This window comes from Bradyrhizobium sp. OK095 (genome assembly GCF_900109945.1).
Lineage (GTDB): Bacteria > Pseudomonadota > Alphaproteobacteria > Rhizobiales > Xanthobacteraceae > Bradyrhizobium.
The window spans coordinates 87,470-107,398 of the sequence record NZ_FOBX01000010.1; the positions used below are offsets into that span (position 1 = coordinate 87,470).

Consider the following 19,929-nt stretch of genomic DNA (forward strand, 5'->3'; position numbering starts at 1 on the left):
AGCTCTCGTGCCCCGGACGCTGCGCAGCGACGCTAGAGCGTTGCAGCGCGTCCGGGGCACGAGAGACTGCGCACCTACCCGATCACCTTGCCGAACTTGTTCGACTTCGGGAAACCCTTCGGCGGCATGCGCCCAGCATCTGCGCGGGTACCTTTCCACTCGGCGAGTTCTTTCATCGTCGCCGAGAATTCGCGCCCCGCGGAGTCCTTCCAGGTCAGGCCCGCCTTGGCCTCGAACACGGCAATGTCCGAGAGGCCACCGTCCTTGTACTTTTGCAACCGAACGCCGCGACCGCGCGCCATCTCCGGCACCTGGTCGAGCGAGAAGATCAGCATCTTGCGGTTCTCGCCGATCACCGCGACGGTGTCGCCGATCACTTCGGTGACCGTGCGCGCCTCGTTCGGCATGTCGACATTGAGGACCTGCTTGCCCTTCTTCGTCGTGCCGACGCAATCGTCCTCGTTGACGACAAAGCCCTGACCTTCATGGCTCGCGACCAGGAATTTGCGACCGCCCTTGTTGACGAACAGCGTGACCGGCGCGGCCTCCGGTTCGAGATCGATGAACTGGCGGATCGGCTCGCCATGACCGCGGCCGCCCGGAAGTTTTGCGACATCGAGCGAGTAGAATTTGCCGTTGGTGGCGAACAGCAGCAGCTTCGACGTCGTTTCCGCGAAGAACGCGAAGCCGAGCTTGTCGTCCTGCTTGAAGGCAAGCCCCGAGAGATCCTCGACATGGCCCTTCAGGGTGCGGATCCAGCCCTTGTCGGAGACGACAACGGTCACCGGCTCGCGCTCGACGAGAGCTTCCTCCATCGCGGCGAGGTCGTGCTCGGGGGCGTCGGCAAAGGTGGTGCGGCGCTTGCCGAGCGGCGTCTTCGGCCCGAACATGTCGCGGACCTTGCCGACCTGCTCGGCGACCTTCTTCCACTGCTCGGGCTCCGAGGCGAGGATCGCGTTGATGCCCTTGAGCTCGTTGCGGAGATTCTTGTCCTCGGTGCGGATTTCCATCTCTTCGAGCTTGCGCAAGCGACGCAGCCGCATGTCGAGGATGGCCTCGGCCTGGACTTCGGTGAGCTTGAATGTCTTCATCAGAACCGGCTTCGGTTCGTCTTCGGTGCGGATGATCCGGATCACCTCGTCGATGTTAAGGAATGCGATCAGATAGCCACCGAGGACCTCGAGCCGGTTTTCGATCTGTATCTTGCGGTAATTGCTGCGGCGGAGCAGGACATCGCGCAGATGGTCGAGCCATTCGCGCAGGCACTCCGCGAGCCCGACCACCCTGGGCACGCGGCCCTTGATCAGCACGTTGAGATTCAGCGGAATCTTGTTTTCGAGCTCGGTCAGCCGGAACAGCGATTCCATCATCAGCGCCGGATCGACGTTCTTCGATTTCGGCTCGATCACGATGCGGACGTCTTCGGCCGACTCGTCCCTGATGTCGCCGACCAGCGGCAGCTTCTTCTGGTCCAGCAGCTCGGCGATCTTCTCGATCAGGCGCGACTTCTGCACCAGAAAGGGGATCTCGGTGACGACGACGACCCAGGTGCCGCGTGCGCCCTCTTCCTGTTCCCATCGGGAGCGGACGCGGAACGAGCCGCGGCCGGTGGTGTAGGCTTCAGCGATCGCCTGCTTGGAATCGACGCAGATGCCGCCCGTCGGGAAATCCGGGCCCTTCACCCATTTCAAGAGCGCCTTGGATTTCGCGTCGGGCTTCTCGATCAGATGCAGCGCTGCCTCGCAGAGCTCGGCGGCGTTGTGCGGCGGGATCGAGGTCGCCATGCCGACCGCGATGCCCTGCGCACCGTTGGCGAGCAGGTTCGGAAAGCCGCCGGGCAGCACGACCGGCTCCTTCGACTGACCGTCGTAGTTCGGACGGAATTCGACCCCGTCCTCGTCGATGCCGTCGAGCAGAAGCCGCGCGACATCGGTCATGCGCGCTTCGGTGTAGCGGTAGGCGGCCGGGTTATCGCCGTCGATATTGCCAAAGTTGCCCTGGCCGTCGACCAGCGGATAGCGCGAGGAGAAATCCTGCGCGAGACGCACCATGGCGTCGTAAATGGCCTGGTCGCCATGCGGATGGAACGAGCCCATCACGTCGCCGACGATCTTGGCTGACTTCTTGAAGCTGGTGCCGGGGTCGAGCCTAAGCAGGCGCATGCCGTAGAGGATGCGCCGATGCACCGGCTTCAGGCCGTCGCGCGCATCCGGCAGCGCGCGATGCATGATGGTGGAGAGCGCATAGGCGAGATAGCGCTCTTCCAGCGCCTCACGCAGCGGCACTTCATGAATTTCGGCCGGCTCTTCCGGCGGAATCAATCGTTTTCCCATGCCGCCCGGTTAAACCGTGGAAGCGAATCGGGCAAGGATCGATTGGTTCCCTGTGGGCGGCCTACTGGCCTGCCCACCCGGCGGTAACGGTCTGCGGGGGCTTGGCCTGCGCGGTGACCGGCGCATTGGCCACGCAACGCCGGGCCACCTCGATTTCGGCTTCGGTCGCCCCCTTGGACCGCGCCCAACTCTCTGCAGCCGCAGCGGAATATTTCGCCACATAGTACCGGACGACGGTGCAGGATGCCCGGCGAAACACGCCGGGTTGCGGTTCACCAGCCATTGCATCCGGCGCAAATGCGAGCAGCGCCGCGGACAGGGCAAATCCCTTGATCAACATTTAGGCCGTCCCCGTGATGGAACCTGTGGGGCAAACTCAACCCGCCGGCTTTCGTTCCGGGGAACGCCATGCCCTACGACAGGGCAGAGTCCCCGTCAGGTCATGGCGCGGGAAGCGCCGCCTTGGCTTGCTGCCGCGTCAAGGCGTTGATGAAGCCGGCCCGGGCGTCGGAATGGCCCTGCCCCCGCGGCTCCAGCACATGGCGCAGCAGGAACAGGCCGGTCAGCCGAAAGCCATCCTGGAGATCCTGATCGGTGAGATCGCTGGTGGTTTCGCCCTGGCGCAGGAACTGCGGCAGCCGCAACAGCCGGTCGCGCCACGGCTCACCCGCGCCGCGCGACACCGCGCCGCCGGATTTCGGCGAGACATAGATCAGGTCCGTGGTCTCCCCGGTCACTGCGCAATTCTCCAGTGCCAGCCCGAAGCCGAGTTCGCCGAGCATCGCCAGCTCGAAATGGATGACGTGTACGGCGGCGCTGCCGATGTCGTCGAAATCATCGAGCGAATGTTCGAGCATCGCGAAGATCTGCTCGTGCGGATCGCGCTCCGGAAGAAGCCGCGTAATGGAGGCAAGATGGGTGACGCCATAGACCCCATGGGACGATTCGAGCAGCGTGGCGGCGCGCAGCTTCAACCCCTCGATCGCGTAGGTGCCGAGATGCTCGTCGAGCCGCGCCCGCCACACCACGCTGACGCTGTTGCCGGGTTGCAGCAGCGGCCGCATCCGTGAGCCGGCGCCGCCGCGCACGAGACCGAGATGCCGGCCGTGCGTCCGCGTCAACAGCTCGACAATGGCGCTGGATTCGCCATGCCGCCGTACACCCAGCACGATGCCTTCGTCGGTCCATTCCATGGGTGAAGTCTAGCGGATTCCGGCCTTCAATCGTAGGGCGGATTAGCCGAAGGCGTAATCCGCCAATTGCCCGTGCACACCAAAATGGTGGATTACGCTTCGCTAATCCACCCTACGCGACCTCACGCGTTGAACCAGCCCTGCGCGTCGCCGCTGAAGGAAAAATATAGGCCCATCGTCGTCAGCACGCAGGAGACGATCTCGATGACGCTGTCGAGCTCCATGCCCTTTTCGCCGATGATCTGGCCGAGCGAGATCACCGACAGCACCAGCGCTGCCGCCAGCACCCAGCGCGGCCAGTTCTTGCGCCAATGCGCGGCCAGCCAGACGAAGTAGACCAGCAACAGGATCATCCCGCCGGCGAGCATGGTCGCCGTCATGATCATCTGCTCGGTCATCTCGGCATTGGGGGTGCGGTCCTGCACCGCGACCGACAAGGCATCCAGCATCAACGATGCATAGAGCAGCGCTTCGAAGCGCCGGACGTTGCTGGGTACGCTCATCAGTGACCGATCTTTTCTTGGTTATTCTTTGGGGAATTCCAGGCCCATCTCGCGATAGCGATCGGGATCGTCGCCCCAGTTCTCGCGCACCTTGACAAACAGGAACAGATGCACCGGGACGCCCACGATCTCGGCGAGCTCCTTGCGCGAGTCCGCACCGATCGACTTGATGGTGGCGCCGCCCGCGCCAAGCACGATCTTGCGCTGGCTCTCGCGCTCCACGAAGATCGTCTGCTCGATCCGCACCGACTTGTCCTTGCGCTCCTCCCACTTGTCGGTCTCGACCGTCGACTGGTAGGGCAATTCCTGGTGCAGCTTGCGAAAGATCTTTTCGCGCGTGATCTCGGCCGCAAGCTGCCGCATCGGCGCATCCGACATCTGGTCTTCGGGATAGAGGAACGGCCCCGGCGGCACGATCTCGGCCAGCGTAGTCCTGAGGTCGTCGACGCCGTCACCCGAGATCGCCGCGATCATGAAGGTCTTCGCGAACGGCATGCGCTCGTTGGCGGCCTGCGCCAGCGCCAGCAGCTTCTCGCGCTGGACCAGGTCGACCTTGTTGATCACCAGGATCTTCTCGTGTTTCACGCTGGCGACCTTGGTGAGGATCGCCTCGGCCTCCTCGTCGATCCCGGCCTTGGCGTCGAGCAGCACGCAGACGAGATCGGCGTCATGCGCCCCGCTCCAGGCGGTCGAGACCATGGCACGATCGAGCCGACGCTTGGGCAGGAAGATGCCGGGCGTATCGACCAGGATGATCTGCGCATTGTTCTCGATGACGATGCCGCGGATCAGCGCGCGCGTGGTCTGCACCTTGCGCGAGACGATTGTGACCTTGGCCCCGACCAGCGCATTGACGAGCGTGGACTTGCCGACATTCGGCGCGCCGATCAGCGCGACAAAGCCGCAGCGCGTTGCGGCGGGCGCTTCGCCGCTTGTTTCAACCGTCATTGCCGCCGCCAACACCTTCGCGTTCGATCATCACTGAAGCCGCTACCTTCTCCGCTGCACGCTTGCTGCCGCCGGTTCCTTCGGCCGGCGCCAGCCCCGGCAAGTCCACCGCGACACGAAATTCCGGATCGTGGTGCGGGCCGGTGCGCTCGACCTCGCGGTAGATCGGCGTCGGTAGTCCCTTGCCCTGTGCCCACTCCTGCAGCACGGTCTTGGGATCGCGCAAGGGACGCCGCGGCTTGTGCATGCGCTCGGTCCAGTTGCGCTTGACGAAGTCGTCTGCGGCCGCATGGCCACCGTCGAGAAAGACGGCGCCGATCACGGCCTCGCAGACGTCACCAAGGATGGACTTGCGCAGGCGGGCATCGGCGCTGGAGCCGACCGAGCCGAGCTTGATGTCGTCGAGCAGACCGAGCGACTTGGCGACGTCGGCGCAGCTCTCCTTGCGCACGAGCTCGGCGAGGCGCTTGGACAGCTCGCCCTCATCGGCGTTCGGGAAGGCGTGATAGAGCATGTCGGAGACGACGAGGCCGAGCACGTGGTCGCCGAGGAATTCCAGCCGCTGATAGCTATCGCCGCGCTTGCGTCCGGACTTCAGCGCCGAGACATGCGTGATCGCCTGCATCAGCAGGTTCGGGTCGGCAAAGCCGTGCCCAATACGCGCCTCAAGCGCAGCGTTCGCGTCCGCCGCCTTGGCCTTTTCTTTGGCCTTGCTGCCCCTTACCCGCTTCTTCTTCGCAGGCGTCTTGGAAGCAGCTTCGCCACCAGGGGCCGCAGCCGGCTCGGTCGTTTGGGGTGCGATGTCCTTGGCTTCGTCTTTCATCGGACGATTTTGAAGAAGCGATTCCAGCGCACCGACCACGGCCAGCGCCAGAACATCCAGGCGTGCTCACCCTCGCCGATGGAGAAGAAGATCATCTGGGCGCGGCCGATCAAATTCTCCTGCGGCACATAACCGACCTGGCCGAGGAAGCGGCTGTCGGTGGAGTTGTCGCGGTTGTCGCCCATCATGAAGAAATGGCCTGCCGGCACGTTGTAGACGTTGGTATCGTCCATGTAGCCGTGGTCGGCGCAGTCCAGCGTCTCGTAGGACACGCCGTTCGGCAGCGTTTCCTTCCAGCGCTTCACCCGCGAGATCGCGCCGCTTTCGGCGCCGCACGGGTCCTCGCCGACATATTCGCTCATGCGCTGCCGTTCGACCGGCGCGTCGTTGATGTAGAGGAGGCCGTCCTTCATCTGGACGCGGTCGCCGGGAAGGCCGATCACGCGCTTGATGTAATCGGTCGAGTCGTCCTTCGGCAGACGAAATACGACGATGTCGCCGCGGTTCGGGTCCGAGCCCCAGATCCGCCCCGAGAACAGCGGCGGCGAGAACGGGATCGAGTAATGGCTGTAGCCGTAGGAATATTTCGAGACGAACAGATAGTCGCCGACCAGCAGCGTCGCCTTCATCGAGCCGGACGGGATGTTGAAGGGCTGGAACAGAAAGGTGCGGATCACCAGCGCGATCAGGAGAGCGTGGATCACGACCCGGATCGTTTCGCCGACGCCACTCTCAGTTTTCGTTCCCGAAGTCACGCTCATTGCTCTCTCAATTCCGGCCGGCGGTCATAGAGCGCCCTCCTCCCGCGAACTGCCCACCGTTCGCGACCCAAGGAGATTGTCCTGATTCTGATAATGAGGGCCAATTCCGGCGTAAAGCCGAATTCGCCCAGCCTGATTTGCGTCCGCGGACTTTTAGACGGTTGTCGGAGGCCACGCAATCAAGGATCGCATCAAAACTGCATAAGATATTGATTTTTAAAAAGAATTATAAAATTACCCCCTGAACAATCAGGGTCTGGCCAGCGGAACGGCAGAAATGATGACGAAGGCCTGTGCCAATGGCCAGTCATCGGTGATCGACAGGTCGATCTTCGCCTCGAACCCCTCCGGCGTCAGAGCCTGGAGCCGGGCCAGCGCCCCACCCGTCAATTGCATGGTCGGCCGTCCCCCCGGCAGGTTGACCACGCCCATGTCACGCCACCAGACCCCGCGCCGGATCCCGGTGCCGAGCGCCTTGGAGCAGGCCTCCTTGGCGGCAAAGCGCTTGGCGTAGGTCGCCACCACCATCTTCTCGTTCTTGGCGCGCCGCTCGGCCTTGGCCCGCTCGGCCGCGGTGAAGATGCGGTCGAGGAAACGCTCGCCATGGCGCTCCATCACTTTGCCGACGCGGGTGATGTCGATCAGGTCGGAGCCGATGCCGATGATCATGCCAGGCTCCGGCCGCGGTCCATCGCCGCGCGCATGCTGCGCACCGTCTCGGCAAGACCCACGAACAGCGCTTCGCCGATCATGTAGTAGCCGATGTTGAGCTCCATGATGTCAGGCAGGGCTGCGATGGTCTCCGCCGTCGCATAGTCGAGCCCGTGGCCGGCGTGAACTTCCAGCCCGGCAGCCTTGGCCAGCTTCACGCCCGCGACGATCCGCTTCCACTCGGCTTCGGCCTTGTCGGTGTGGCCGTCGACCACGGCGTCGCACCAGGCCCCGGTGTGGATCTCGATCACGGGCGCACGCAGCCGCGCCGCCATCTCGATTTGCGCGGGGTCGGCGGCGATGAACAGCGAGACGCGGATGCCGGCATCGTTCAGCCGCGCAATATAGGGCGCGAGCGCATTGTGCTGGCCGACCGCGTCCAGTCCGCCTTCGGTCGTCACCTCCTGCCGCCGCTCCGGCACCAGGCACACCGCATGCGGCCTGGTGGCGAGCGAGATGCGCATCATGTCGTCGGTCGCCGCCATCTCGAAATTCAGCGGCTTGGAAATCCCCGCCTTGAGCCGCGCCATGTCCTCGTCGCGGATGTGCCGGCGGTCCTCGCGCAAGTGAGCGGTGATGCCGTCGGCGCCGGCCTCGATCGCCAGCAGCGCTGCGCGGACCGGATCCGGATGGCGGCCGCCGCGTGCGTTACGGACGGTCGCGACATGGTCGATATTGACGCCGAGGCGGAGCGGAAGAGCAGGCATTTCAGGACTCACGAGATCGGAGAAACAGGCGAAGACGAAAAGGCGCCTATCCATTAACACGTTCGACTTTGGCGACGACCGCCTTGGCGCGCAGCTGGGCCAGAATCGCGCTCAAATGCTTGAGATCGTAGACTTCGAGGTCGATCGTCGTCTCCGTGAAATCAGGCGAGCGGCGCTGCATGCTGATATTGTCGATATTGCCGTCGTGCTCGGCGATCACGGTCGCGATCTGCGCCAATGCGCCGGGCTCGTTGACGTTCTCGACCCTGATGCGGGCCGGGAAACGCTGCGGCACCGTATCCTCGATGTCCCAGCGCACGTCCAACCAGCGCTCCGGCTCCTCCTCGAAATCCTTCAGCGCCGGCGCCTGGATCGGATAGATCGTGATGCCCTCGCCCGGCGTGACGATGCCGATGATGCGGTCGCCCGGCACGGCACCGCCGTTCGGCGCGAACTTGATCGGCAGGTCGGAATTGATGCCGCGGATCGGGATCGCGACCGGGCTGCGCGGCGGCTCCGACGGCTTCTCCTTGAGCTTGGCGGCAAGCCCTTTCTTGATGCCATAGCGCGCGATGCGCTCTTCCTTGTAGTCGGGATACATCGCACGCGCGACGTGGGAGGCCTTGATCTCGCCGCGCCCCACGGCCGCCATGACGTCCTCGATCGAGGTACGCGCGAGCCGCGGCAGCGCGCCCTTGAGCTTGTCGTCGGCGTATTCGATCTTGGCGCGCTCGAACAGGCGCTCGACGATGCGCCGGCCGAGGCCGACATACTGATCGCGCACGGCGGTGCGCGTGGCGCGGCGGATCGCGGCGCGCGCCTTGCCGGTGACCGCGAGCGTTTCCCAGGCCGACGGCGGCGCCGATTGCGCTTCCGACGTCAGCACCTCGACCTCGTCGCCGTTCTGGAGCTCCGAGGACAGCGGCGCGAATTGGCCGTTGATCTTGCAGCCGACCGCGCTGTTGCCGACGTCGGTGTGCACGGCATAGGCGAAGTCGATCACGTTGGCATGGCGCGGCAGCGCGATCAGCTTGCCCTTCGGAGTGAAGCAGAACACCTGGTCGTGGAACAGCTCGAGCTTGGTGTGCTCGAGGAATTCTTCCGGGTTGGCGCTCTCCGAGAGGATGCCGATGGTGTGGCGCAGCCAGGCGAACGCGGTGGACTCGCGCTTGAGGAGTTCGGTCGGCGAGCCCACGCCTTCCTTGTAGAAGACGTGCGCGGCGATGCCACGCTCGGCGATCTGGTCCATGGCCTCGGTGCGGATCTGAAGCTCGACGCGCTGGTTGCCGGGGCCGATGACCGTCGTGTGAATCGAACGATAATCGTTCTGCTTCGGCGTCGAGATGTAGTCCTTGAAGCGCCCCGGCACGACCGGCCAGGTGGTGTGGACGATGCCGAGCGCGCGATAGCAGGATTCGATGTCGTTCACGACGACGCGAAAACCGAAGATGTCGGACAACTGCTCGAAGCCGACGGACTTGCGCTCCATCTTGGTCCAGATCGAGAACGGCTTCTTGCTGCGGCCGTAGACCCGCGCGCCAAGACCCCTGTGGCGCAGATTGTTGGAAAGCTGTGCCTCGATCTCGCCGATCAAATTGCGGTTGCGCTCGGCGAGCGCGTCGAGCCGCTGCATCACCACCGAATAGGCGTCGGGATCGAGGGTGCGGAAGGACAGATCCTCCAGCTCCTCGCGCATTTCCTGCATGCCCATGCGGCCCGCCAGCGGCGCGTAGATGTCGAGCGTCTCCTCGGCGATTCGCCGGCGCGATTCCGGCGGCACGAAATCCAGCGTCCGCATGTTGTGCAGGCGGTCGGCGAGCTTGACCAGGAGCACGCGGACATCGTCGGCAATGGCCAGCAACAATTTGCGCAGGTTCTCGGCCTGCTTGGCCTCGCGCGACACCAGCTCCAGCCGCTTCAGCTTGGTCAGGCCCTCGACCAGCGCGCCGATCTCGGGCCCGAAGATCTGATCGATCTCCGCCCGCGTCGCTTCGGTGTCCTCGATCGTATCGTGCAGCAGCGCAGCCACGATGGTGGCGTCGTCGAGCTTGAGGTCGGTGAGAATCGCCGCGACTTCGAGCGGGTGCGAGAAGTACGGATCGCCCGAGGCCCGCGTCTGCGAGCCGTGCGCCTTCATGGCGTAGACATAGGCGCGGTTCAGCAGATCTTCGTCGGTGTTGGGATTGTAGGACCTGACGCGCTCGACGAGGTCATATTGGCGCATCATCCGCGCGCGCGGCTTCGCCGGGCGTGCCACCGGCGCAGTCGGGGCCACGGCAACCGATTCGGTTGCGGCCTGCATCTGCGTTGGTTTGCGGCGTCGATACACCATGCCGTCCTGCCTTCAAACGGACCACCAGGCGGCCCGTTGTATACATCTTAGCTCCGATCGCGCGCGCGTCCGATCAATTCGATGACAGGTGCACAGCGCGAAGCGACAACGCTATGGTAACCACGAAAACGCCAACAAAAGCAAAGGCCCGAACAACGGTTCGGGCCTTTGATAAGATCACAAGAAGTCGACGGCTGCGACGGACGATTTACTCGTCCTCCTCGGGCTGCTCTTCCGGCGGCGCGAGGCCCTCGAGGCCCTTCAGGAGCTCCTCTTCGGTCATGCGCTCAACAGCAACTTCGGTATCGTCCGCATCGACGCTTGCGCCGGCGGAACCAATCAGCGGCACCGTATCGGGCTCGGGCTCGTCGACCTCGACGAACTTCTGGAGCGAGTGCACCAGCTCCTCGCGGAGGTCTTCCGGCGAGATGGTCGTGTCGGCAATTTCGCGCAAAGATACAACAGGGTTCTTGTCGTTATCGCGGTCAACCGTTAGTTGTGAACCAGACGAAATCATGCGGGCACGGTGGGCAGCCAGCAGGACCAGGTCAAACCGGTTGTCGACCTTGTCGATACAATCTTCTACGGTGACGCGAGCCATGGACTGTCGCTCCGTTGTGGGTGGGACGAAATATGTGGATGATTGGGGCTAGTTATAGGGACCGGGCCGGTTTCGCAAGGCCAATTTGTGATTTGGCCTCGCCAAACGGCTCTGCTACCCCCACATTGGGGCTGGGACGGGTGGTTTCCCGGGCTGCCATCGTGGGTGGCGCCGGGTGTATGAAAGTCCGCCATAACTATACCTTGATTGCCCCGACTTCTCCGGATTTGCGGTTTCGACGGGTTTAGGCGATTTTGGAATTGCGCGGCTTGCTGTCGCCGCGCCAACAATAAACGATCAATCACGAACACTACGCGAGCAAACTGAATGTCACCTTCCTCTTCCGACAAGATCGCGCTCTTCATCGATGGAGCCAATCTCTACGCGACGGCAAAAACTCTGGGCTTCGACATCGATTACAAGCGATTGCTGAAGGAGTTTCAGAGCCGCGGGACGCTGCTGCGGGCGTTCTATTACACCGCCATCATCGAGGATCAGGAATACTCCTCGATCCGCCCGCTGATCGACTGGCTCGACTACAACGGCTACACCGTGGTCACCAAGGCGACCAAGGAGTTCATCGACGCCTCCGGCCGCCGCAAGGTCAAGGGCAACATGGACATCGAGCTCGCCGTTGACGCCATGGAGCTCGCCGAGAATATCGACCAGATGGTGTTGTTCTCCGGGGACGGCGACTTCCGCTCCCTGGTCGAGGCCGTCCAGCGCCGCGGCGTGCGGGTCACCGTGATCTCAACCATCGCGAGCCAGCCGCCGATGATCGCAGACGAGCTGCGCCGCCAGGCCGACGTCTTCACGGACCTCGTCGAGCTGCAATCCAAGCTCGGCCGCGATCCGTCTGAACGCCCTGCTCCGCGCGAGCGCGGCGATCGCGAGCCGCGCCATCATGCCCCGCAGTTCCTCCAGCGCGCGACGACGATGGCGCCGAGGGGCGATGACGACCTCGACGAGTGAAGCGGCCCGGGTAAGCCGCCGGCCCCTTACCGTCGTCCCCGACCGTGACTGTCCACTCTGCCCGCGCCTGGTCGCCTTTCGCGAGGCGAACCGCGCGCGGGAGCCGTTGTGGCACAACGCACCGGTCCCGCCCTTCGGCGACATCAAGGCGCGCCTGCTGATCGTTGGCCTCGCGCCCGGCATGCAGGGCGCCAACCGCACCGGCCGTCCCTTCACCGGCGACTATGCCGGCGACCTGCTCTACGCCACGCTGCTCGAATACGGATTCGCTGAGGGTACCTACCAGGCGCGGCCCGATGACGGCCTGAAGCTGGTCGACTGCCGAATCGCCAATGCCGTGCATTGCGTTCCGCCGCAGAACAAGCCGCTGCCGGTCGAGATCAACACCTGCCGCCAGTTTCTCGTGGCGAATCTCGCAACGATGCCGAATCTGCGCGCGATCGTAGCGCTCGGGCGAATTGCGCACGACACGGTGCTCAAACCGCTGAACCTGAAGGCCTCGCAAGCGCCCTTCGGACACGGCGCGGTGCATCAGGCCGGCGCGTTCAAGCTCTACGACAGCTATCATTGCTCTCGCTACAACACGAACACGAGGGTGCTGACGACGGACATGTTTCGGTCGGTGTTCGCGAAGATTAAGGCCGAGCTCGATTAGCCCTTGGCAGGATTGGCCTTCAGCCAGTCCAGGACATCGCCAGCGTTCCGGTCGGGCGGAAACACCGGATAGAACACGTGCGTGATCTTCGCATCGTCGATGATCAGCGCGAGCCGCTTGATCAGCGTCAGCCCCGCGACCTCCATGGTCGGCAGATTGAGCGCGCCCGTCAGCGCCAGATTCTCATCCGACAGCACCGGAAACGGCAGATGCAGCCGCGAGGCCATCTCGGTCTGGTAGGCGTTGCTCTGGGTCGAGAGGCCGAACACCTGGGCGGCGCCGGCGGCCTTCAGCTCGGCGAACAGATCGCGAAACGAGCAAGTCTGCGGCGTGCAGCCCCGCGCACCCGGGATCATGTCCCAATCGTCGACCAGCGAGATCTTGCCGGGCTCACCGGTGCGCGGATAGGCGAACACCACGGTGCGGCCGGCGAGTGCAGACAGCGTGACCGAATTGTCGTCGGTCGCGAGCAGGCTGATCGCAGGCAACGTCATGCCGCGCAGATGCGCGGCGCCGCCGTCATCGGCAGGCGCGGGAATCTGGCTCCAGTCGACCTCAAGCAGGTTTTTCTGATTCATCTCGTTATCCCCTCGCCCGCATCAGCCGGCCTTTCTCCCGACTCCAATCGCGCTTCTTCTCGGTCTCGCGCTTGTCGTGCAGCTTTTTGCCCTTTGCAACTGCGAGCTGCAGTTTGGCGCGTCCGCGCTCGTTAAAGTAGAGCTTGAGCGGGATCAGCGTCATGCCCTCGCGGTCGACCGCACCCATCAGCTTGTTGATCTGCTTGCGGTGCAGGAGCAGCTTTCGCGGCCGTTTCGGCTCGTGGTTGAAGCGGTTGCCCTGGAGGTATTCGGGAATGGTGGCGTTGATCAGCCAGATCTCGCCGTCCTTGGAATCGGCGTAGGATTCCGCGATCGTGCTCTTGCCGCTGCGGATCGACTTCACCTCGGTGCCGGTCAGCGCAATGCCCGCCTCGACCGTATCCTCGATCGCATAGTTGAAGCGGGCCTTGCGGTTTTCCGCCATGACCTTGATAGGACGTTCGTTCTTATCGGCCATAGCAAACAAATCCGGTCGAGATGGGTCGCGACCCTAACAGTTTGGATGAAGCGCGCGCGTCAAGACTTCTTGAGGAGATCGCGGATCTCGGTCAGCAGCGCGACCTCAGCCGACGGCTTCGGCGGCTCCGCGGGCTTGGCCTCATCCTTGCGCTTGAACTGGTTCATGGTGCGGATGACCATGAACAGCACGAAAGCGACGATGACAAAGTTCACGACCAACGTGAAGAAACTGCCGTAAGCCAGCACCGCACCCTGCTTCTTGGCATCGGCGAGATTGGTCTGCGTGACGTTTTTGGAGAGTCCGACGAAATAGTTGGAGAAATCCAGGCCGCCGGTGGCCGCGCCGATGATCGGCATGATGATGTCGCTAACCATCGACGTCACGATGGCACCGAAGGCTGCGCCGATGATGACCGCAACGGCAAGATCGACGACGTTGCCCTTCATCGCGAAATCGCGGAATTCCTTGAGCATGCTGGTCCCCCTGCGTTGCCTGTGGCGATGAAGTTACGAACGCGGCCTAGTTGATCAGGCCGGCGTGCACCATGGCGCTGCGGACCGCAACGCGCGTCGGCTCCGTAACCGGCACCATCGGCAGCCGCAGCGTCTCGTCCAACTTGCCGAGCAGCGACAGCGCGTACTTGATCGGCGCCGGATTGCTCTCGATGAAGAGGTTGTTGTGCAACGGCATCAGCTTGTCGTGCAGTTTCAGCGCGGTGGCATGGTCGCCCTTCGCCCACGCGGCCTGGAACTCCGAGCACAGCCGCGGCGCGACGTTCGAGGTCACCGAGATGCAGCCGTGGCCGCCATGCGCCATGTAGCCGAGGATGGTCGCGTCTTCGCCCGAGAGCTGGTTGAAATCCTCGCCCATCGCCGCGCGCTGCTGCGACACACGGACCATGCTGGCGGTGGCGTCCTTGACGCCGGCAATGTTCTTCAGCTCCCACAGCCGCTTCATGGTATCGACCGACATGTCGATCACCGAGCGCGGCGGGATGTTGTAGATGATGATCGGAATGCCGATCGCATCGTTGATCGCCTTGAAGTGCTGGTACATGCCTTCCTGAGTCGGCTTGTTGTAATAAGGCGTCACGACCAGCACCGCATTCGCGCCCGCCTTCTCGGCATGCTGGGCGAGCTCGACCGCTTCCTTGGTCGAGTTGGAGCCGGCGCCGGCGATCACGGGCACCCGCCCCTTGACCTCCTCGATGCACCATTCGACGACCTTCTTGTGCTCGTCATGGCTGAGCGTCGGGCTCTCGCCGGTGGTGCCGACCGGGACCAGGCCGTTGGTGCCCTCTGAAATCTGCCAGTTGACCAGCGAGCGGAACGCCGCCTCGTCCAGCGAGCCGTTCTTGAACGGCGTGACCAAGGCGGTGAACGAACCCCGGAATTTCGTCTTGGCTGCCATGGACTTCCTCCGTACGCGGGCGAGCTTTTTGGGCAAGCCCAATACATATCGGGTCTATCCCGCAGGTAAAAGGGCCGCATCCGTGTGACGCACCGTTTAGGCCGCGATTTTGCCGCGGTGGTGGTGCAAAGCGGGCGAAGGTAAGCGGCTCTTGGTATTTTGTCCGCATATTCAATCAAATACAGCCAGATCTTGTACAACTAGGTCTTGAGCCATTTCACTGATTCGGGGCGACGAAACGCCGTGACCTCCTCTCCTCGTGCCGCCTGGCGATCCGCGGGTCTGGTTGTAAGCCTGTTGGCGGGGCTTTCGGTCGGCTGCGCCGCTTTGGCCAAGTCCAATGAGACGCCTGCCGAGGGGACCAAGGAACCCGCGAAGCCCGCGGCCAAGGACGCAGCGAAAGGACCAGCCAAAGGAACAACCAAGGGAACCGGCAAGGAAGCGACCAAAGGAGCGACGAAGGGAGCGGCGAGCGCCCCTGCCAGGGATGCTGCGAAGAAGCCGACCAAGGATGCCGGCAAGAGCGCGGGCAAGGACCCCGCGAAGGACAAGCCAAAACCTGCGGCCGCGGCCCCCGCGCCAAAATCACAACCGGCCGCCAACGGCTCCTCTCCCAAAGCCGCGCCCGCCGTGACGGCCACCGTCAGACCCACCGCCCCGGCGGCCACCGCCAAACCGATCGCAGCGCCTATGCTTGCGCCGGCAACCCGCCAGCACGCCGCGCCGCGCAAGCCGGTCACGCCGGCTGCGGTCGCGGCAACCTCGTCGACGTCGCAGGCCGACAAGGACACGCTGGAGAACGTCATCGAGCTCGTGCGCAAGCGCAAGGCGGGCGACGCCACCAATGACGCAGCCTCGATCTCGGACCCGGTCGCGCGAAAGCTTGCGGAATGGATCATCCTGCGCAGCGAGGACAATGGCGCGACCGTCGAGCGCTATCGCACCTTCCTCTCCGCAAATCCGAGCTGGCCGTCGCAGACCTTCCTGCGTCGCCGCCTCGAGGCGGCAATGTGGGATGACAGGCGCGATGATGGTGTCGCGTGGTCGTGGTTCGAGGGCGAATCCCCCGTCTCCGCCAAGGGCCGCTTCACGCTCGCCAAGGCGATGCTGGCACGCGGCGACCGCGCCAATGCCGAGCGGCTGGTGCGCGAGGCCTGGCGCAGCGATCCGATGTCGGAGGACACCGAGAACAACGCGCTCGACCAGTTCGGCGCCCTGCTCACGCCGGGCGACCAGAAGGCGCGGATGGACACGCTGCTCTACGGCAGCGAGAACGAAGCGGCGCTGCGCGCCGCAAAGCGCCTCGGCGCCGGCTATGTCGTGCTCGCCAAGGCCCGCATCGCCTCCTTGAAGAAGGCGCCGAACTCGCGTGCGCTGCTCGAGGCCGTGCCGCACGAACTGCACAACGATCCCGGCTTCATCTTCAGCAAGATCCAGCTGCTGCGCCGCGAGGAGAAGTTTGCCGAAGCCGCCCAGCTCATGCTGTCGGCACCGAAGGATCCGGGCCGTCTCTACAATCTCGACGAATGGTGGATCGAGCGGCGCCTGCTGGCGCGCAAGATGATCGACACCGAGGAATTCCGCACCGCCTATCTGATTGCGCGCGATGCGGCCCTGCCCTCGCGCGACATCTACAAGACCGAGCAGGAGTTCACCGCGGGCTGGATCGCACTGCGCTTCCTCAATGACCCCGCCGCCGCCGCCCAGCATTTCGCCCGCATCGGCGTCGGCAGCGTCAATCCCACCACGCTGGCGCGTGCCGGCTATTGGCAGGGCCGCGCCGCGGAGGCCGCCGGCCGCCAGCAAGAGGCGCGGAACGCCTACGCGCGCGCCGCAGAGCAATCCACCAGCTATTACGGCCAGCTCGCGCGCGCCAAGCTCGGCCTGCCGCAGATCGAGCTCAACGGCCAACCGCGCGGCCGCGGCGCCGAACGGCTCGAGATCGTGCGCGCGGCGCAACTGCTCTATGAGCTCGACGAGCGCGAGATGGCGATACCAATGCTTGCCGACATGGGCGAGAACGGCGATCCCGAAGCCCTCACCGGCCTCGGCGAGCTGACCCAGCGCTACAGCGACGCGCGCGGCATGCTGCTGCTCGGCAAGGCCGCGCTCAACCGCGGCCTGCCGTTCGACTTTTATGCTTATCCCGTCAACGGCATTCCGCAGTTCACGCCGATCGGCCCCGAGGTCGAGCGCAGCATCGTCTATGCGATCGCGCGGCAGGAAAGCGCGTTCAACCCCTCGGTGGTCTCGCCGGCGCAGGCCTATGGCCTGATGCAGGTGACGCCGGACGCGGCGCGCTATGTCTGCAAGCGACACGGTGGGACCTACGACCTGTCCCGGCTGAAGAACGATTCGGTCTACAACGCCACACTCGGCTCGGCTGAACTCGGCGGGCTGATCGAGGATTATCGCGGCTCCTACATCATGACGTTTGCCGCCTATAATGCCGGCCGCGGCAGCGTGAAGAAGTGGGTCGACCGCTACGGCGACCCGCGCGACCCCAAGGTCGACGCGGTCGACTGGGTTGAGCTCATTCCATTCTCCGAGACGCGCAACTACGTGCAGCGGATCATGGAGAACCTGCAGGTCTACCGCGCGCGCTTCGGCGGCGGCACGCGGTTGCAGATCGAGGCCGACCTGCGCCGCGGCGCCGGCAGCGTGGAATAGCGGCGGCGCCTTCTCCAGAAGCGAAACCCTGCCCTTCATTTACGGCGATGGCATGGATTGAGCGAGACGACCTCCACCCGCTGTAGTAGTGTGTGCCTGGGAGAGGCATTTGCTGTCCCGGGCAACAAAAAGGAGGAAGGCTAATGAAGATGCTGGCAGTGTCCGCTCTAACTCTTGCAGCCCTGTCGATTGGGCCAGTGAGCGCCGCCCCCATCCAGCAAGCCGGGGCCAAGACAAGCAACAGCCCCTATGTCGGGTGCTCTCTTTCCGGTTCGGCGGTCAATGGTTGCAGAAACGTTCTCAACTTCAAGACTTACTACGAGTGCCGAAGTAACAGGATGGAGCGGGGCTGGACCGATGTCGAGAGCTCCTATTATTGCCGGGCCCTCGACCTGAAATAAGGACGGTTTCGGTTTGGACTCCAGGAGGCCGCCTCTTTTGGCGGCCTTTTTCGTATCAAGAGCCGGCACCGCAACCGTCTTTGCGACTCTTGCCTGGCGACTACCGCCCGTCCTTCGACCGCCAAAGACAAACCACCAAAAAGAAAAGCCCCGGCGGTTTCCCGCCGGGGCTCTGTCAGGTCGTTAGACCGAACTTACCAGTTGCGCTGAGCGCGGAGGAGCAGAACGAGCGTGTCCTGATCCTTCAGCTCGTAGGTCGCGACCGGCTTGGCGGGAACCGCGATCAGAGCGGCCGGGGTCACAGTGCCCGAGTACTTCTGGTCGAGGTGGGTCCAAGCGAGGTCGGCCGAGAACGTCAGGTTCTTGACCGGGGTCCAGCGGGTGATGATACCGACCTGGCCGATGGCGAAGTCAGGATTACAACCCGTAACACCAGCCTGGCTGGCGCCCGTTACGAACGTGCCGCCGACGCCGCAAAGCGTGGTCTTGGCGAGCGAGCCGTACTGAGCCTGAGCGTAGGCACCGTAGATCGCCGTGTTCCAGTAGGGATCCCAGTTGTGGGTGTAAGCACCACGGAAGCCCCAGGTCTTGATGGTTTCCTGCGAGCTACCCGTGACGTACACGGTGTCCGGAGCGGTGGCGAAGCCAATGCTCTGGTAAGCCGTGCTCGAGCCGCCGAACATCGAGTAGGTGCCGCCCGCCAGGTTCTGGAAGTTGTAGCGGCTCGCGCCGTCGGTGTAGACGCCCTGGACGTTGATCGTGTCGCCCGCACCCGTCGGGATGTTCTTGATCGACAGAGCAAGCTGAACCGCCCAACCCCACTTGTCGTCGGGGTGGCCAGTCGGCTCGGCAGCGCCGTAGTAGCCGACGTGGTTGTCATGCGCAGCCACCGACGCCTGGAAGAGACCCCAGGCCTGGTCGACACGCACCATCGCGACGAGGTTCGGCGAACGCGTGCCGCCGATGGCGTTGCTGCCGTAAGCACCCTGCAGCATACCGTACGCGCTCGCGCCGGACATGTTGAGGTTGCCGGCCTGCATGTAGGAGGAGACGTCTTCAGCCGAGAACGCTGCCGTCACGCCCTGACCGAAGTCAGCGGTGTAGGTGAACTGGTTGATACCAGTGACCGTGCCGCTGCCGCCGACGAGGCTGTCGAAGTTGTTGCCGGGATAGTTGCTCCAGGGCGCGTCGAACTGCGACACGGCCTTACCCATCGTGAAGCCGGCGAACTGGATGAAGGCGTAATACACGCCGAGCGAACCGCCCGAGGTGTTGCTGTCGGTGCTGTTCACCGCGCCGGAGCCCGAACCGTAGAGGGTCGCAGCGCCGGTCAGCGGGTTGGTGCCAGCAGCCAGCGTGCCGCTGTAGGCGGTGGTGCCGGTGCCGCTGTTGGTGCCGACGTAGTTGCCGGACGACCAGGAGAACACGCCGTCGAAGAAGGTACGGACGACGCCGTACTCGGTCGCGGTGCGCGTGTCGATGTTGAGATCTTCACGAGCGCGCATCGTGTAGTAGTTCGTCAGACGGTTGCGGGAACCGTTGGCGCCCTGGCTCGAAACGTTGAGACCGCCGCCGAAGTCCGAGTTGGTGCCCAGCGCGACTTCAGCGCGCAAGTAACCACCCAGCTTGATGCAGGTGTCGGTGCCCGGGATGTAGTAGAAACCCGCGCCGTAAAGGGAGCAGATCTTCACGTATTCGACCGCTTTGGCCTTCACGGGGAGATCGGCTGCCTGCGCTCCGCCAACGGCGATCAGACCAGCCGCCGAACCGAGCAAAAGGCTCTTAACCAACTTCATGTTAAACCTCCAAGTTTGCCATAGGGAAGGTTCCGGATCCGCTGGGTGAAGACA

Annotated in this window: 19 protein-coding genes; 3 read left to right on the forward strand and 16 right to left on the reverse strand. The window is 63.9% G+C overall.

Annotated features, from left to right (window positions below):
• Nucleotides 1-74: 74 nt before the first annotated feature.
• From parC to rpoZ, 11 genes are all read right to left on the reverse strand, one after another.
• Nucleotides 75-2,333: a DNA topoisomerase IV subunit A gene (gene parC, locus BMW89_RS25670; RefSeq protein WP_092030033.1), complete on the reverse strand. Its 2,259-nt coding sequence runs from the start codon at nt 2,331-2,333 to the stop codon at nt 75-77.
• Nucleotides 2,334-2,394: 61 nt separating this feature from the next.
• Nucleotides 2,395-2,673: a hypothetical protein gene (locus tag BMW89_RS25675; protein WP_092030036.1), complete on the reverse strand. Its 279-nt coding sequence runs from the start codon at nt 2,671-2,673 to the stop codon at nt 2,395-2,397.
• 100 nt (nt 2,674-2,773) lie between these two features.
• Complete coding sequence (gene recO / locus BMW89_RS25680; protein WP_092030038.1) at nt 2,774-3,526, reverse strand: DNA repair protein RecO; 753 nt, start codon at nt 3,524-3,526, stop codon at nt 2,774-2,776.
• A gap of 122 nt (nt 3,527-3,648) precedes the next feature.
• Nucleotides 3,649-4,029 (reverse strand): hypothetical protein, encoded by a 381-nt coding sequence (locus BMW89_RS25685; protein WP_092030041.1) that lies wholly within the window; start codon nt 4,027-4,029, stop codon nt 3,649-3,651.
• A gap of 21 nt (nt 4,030-4,050) precedes the next feature.
• Nucleotides 4,051-4,977, reverse strand: coding sequence for a GTPase Era (era, locus tag BMW89_RS25690; protein WP_092030481.1), 927 nt, complete (start codon nt 4,975-4,977; stop codon nt 4,051-4,053).
• Entirely contained in the window at nt 4,967-5,800 is an 834-nt protein-coding gene (rnc, locus tag BMW89_RS25695) for a ribonuclease III (RefSeq protein WP_092030043.1), read from the reverse strand. The genes era and rnc overlap by 11 nt, the downstream gene beginning before the upstream one ends.
• Complete coding sequence (gene lepB, locus BMW89_RS25700) at nt 5,797-6,561, reverse strand: signal peptidase I (protein WP_092030046.1); 765 nt, start codon at nt 6,559-6,561, stop codon at nt 5,797-5,799. The genes rnc and lepB overlap by 4 nt, the downstream gene beginning before the upstream one ends.
• Nucleotides 6,562-6,810: 249 nt before the next feature.
• The gene (gene acpS / locus BMW89_RS25705; protein WP_092030048.1) at nt 6,811-7,230 is read right to left on the reverse strand and encodes a holo-ACP synthase; all 420 of its coding nucleotides are present in this window, start codon (nt 7,228-7,230) and stop codon (nt 6,811-6,813) included.
• Nucleotides 7,227-7,979, reverse strand: coding sequence for a pyridoxine 5'-phosphate synthase (locus BMW89_RS25710; protein ID WP_092030051.1), 753 nt, complete (start codon nt 7,977-7,979; stop codon nt 7,227-7,229). Before BMW89_RS25710 ends, acpS begins: the two co-directional genes overlap by 4 nt.
• A gap of 46 nt (nt 7,980-8,025) precedes the next feature.
• Entirely contained in the window at nt 8,026-10,311 is a 2,286-nt protein-coding gene (locus tag BMW89_RS25715; protein ID WP_092030053.1) for a RelA/SpoT family protein, read from the reverse strand.
• 208 nt (nt 10,312-10,519) lie between these two features.
• Nucleotides 10,520-10,912, reverse strand: coding sequence for a DNA-directed RNA polymerase subunit omega (gene rpoZ, locus BMW89_RS25720; protein WP_008133017.1), 393 nt, complete (start codon nt 10,910-10,912; stop codon nt 10,520-10,522).
• A gap of 327 nt (nt 10,913-11,239) precedes the next feature.
• On the opposite strand from rpoZ, the gene BMW89_RS25725 reads away from it, so the two are divergent.
• Nucleotides 11,240-11,884: a LabA-like NYN domain-containing protein gene (locus tag BMW89_RS25725; protein WP_092030054.1), complete on the forward strand. Its 645-nt coding sequence runs from the start codon at nt 11,240-11,242 to the stop codon at nt 11,882-11,884.
• Nucleotides 11,865-12,539, forward strand: a complete 675-nt coding sequence (locus BMW89_RS25730) for a uracil-DNA glycosylase (RefSeq protein ID WP_092030056.1) — start codon at nt 11,865-11,867, stop codon at nt 12,537-12,539. The genes BMW89_RS25725 and BMW89_RS25730 overlap by 20 nt, the downstream gene beginning before the upstream one ends.
• On the opposite strand, the gene BMW89_RS25735 is transcribed toward BMW89_RS25730, so the two are convergent.
• The 4 genes from BMW89_RS25735 to dapA are packed head-to-tail and all read right to left on the reverse strand — an operon-like array spanning nt 12,536 to nt 15,008.
• A complete protein-coding gene (locus BMW89_RS25735) occupies nt 12,536-13,117 on the reverse strand; it encodes a peroxiredoxin (protein ID WP_092030058.1) in 582 nt (193 codons plus the stop codon). The two genes, BMW89_RS25730 and BMW89_RS25735, sit on opposite strands and share 4 nt — an antisense overlap.
• A 4-nt stretch (nt 13,118-13,121) precedes the next feature.
• Nucleotides 13,122-13,595: an SsrA-binding protein SmpB gene (smpB, locus tag BMW89_RS25740; RefSeq protein WP_092030061.1), complete on the reverse strand. Its 474-nt coding sequence runs from the start codon at nt 13,593-13,595 to the stop codon at nt 13,122-13,124.
• 59 nt (nt 13,596-13,654) lie between these two features.
• Nucleotides 13,655-14,071 (reverse strand): large conductance mechanosensitive channel protein MscL, encoded by a 417-nt coding sequence (mscL, locus tag BMW89_RS25745; protein ID WP_092030063.1) that lies wholly within the window; start codon nt 14,069-14,071, stop codon nt 13,655-13,657.
• A gap of 46 nt (nt 14,072-14,117) precedes the next feature.
• Nucleotides 14,118-15,008: a 4-hydroxy-tetrahydrodipicolinate synthase gene (gene dapA, locus BMW89_RS25750; protein ID WP_092030065.1), complete on the reverse strand. Its 891-nt coding sequence runs from the start codon at nt 15,006-15,008 to the stop codon at nt 14,118-14,120.
• Nucleotides 15,009-15,251: 243 nt separating this feature from the next.
• On the opposite strand from dapA, the gene BMW89_RS25755 reads away from it, so the two are divergent.
• Entirely contained in the window at nt 15,252-17,678 is a 2,427-nt protein-coding gene (locus BMW89_RS25755; protein ID WP_092030067.1) for a lytic transglycosylase domain-containing protein, read from the forward strand.
• A 595-nt stretch (nt 17,679-18,273) separates the two neighbouring features.
• On the opposite strand, the gene BMW89_RS25765 is transcribed toward BMW89_RS25755, so the two are convergent.
• Nucleotides 18,274-19,875, reverse strand: a complete 1,602-nt coding sequence (locus BMW89_RS25765) for a porin (RefSeq protein ID WP_092030072.1) — start codon at nt 19,873-19,875, stop codon at nt 18,274-18,276.
• Between the last annotated feature and the right edge of the window lie 54 nt (nt 19,876-19,929).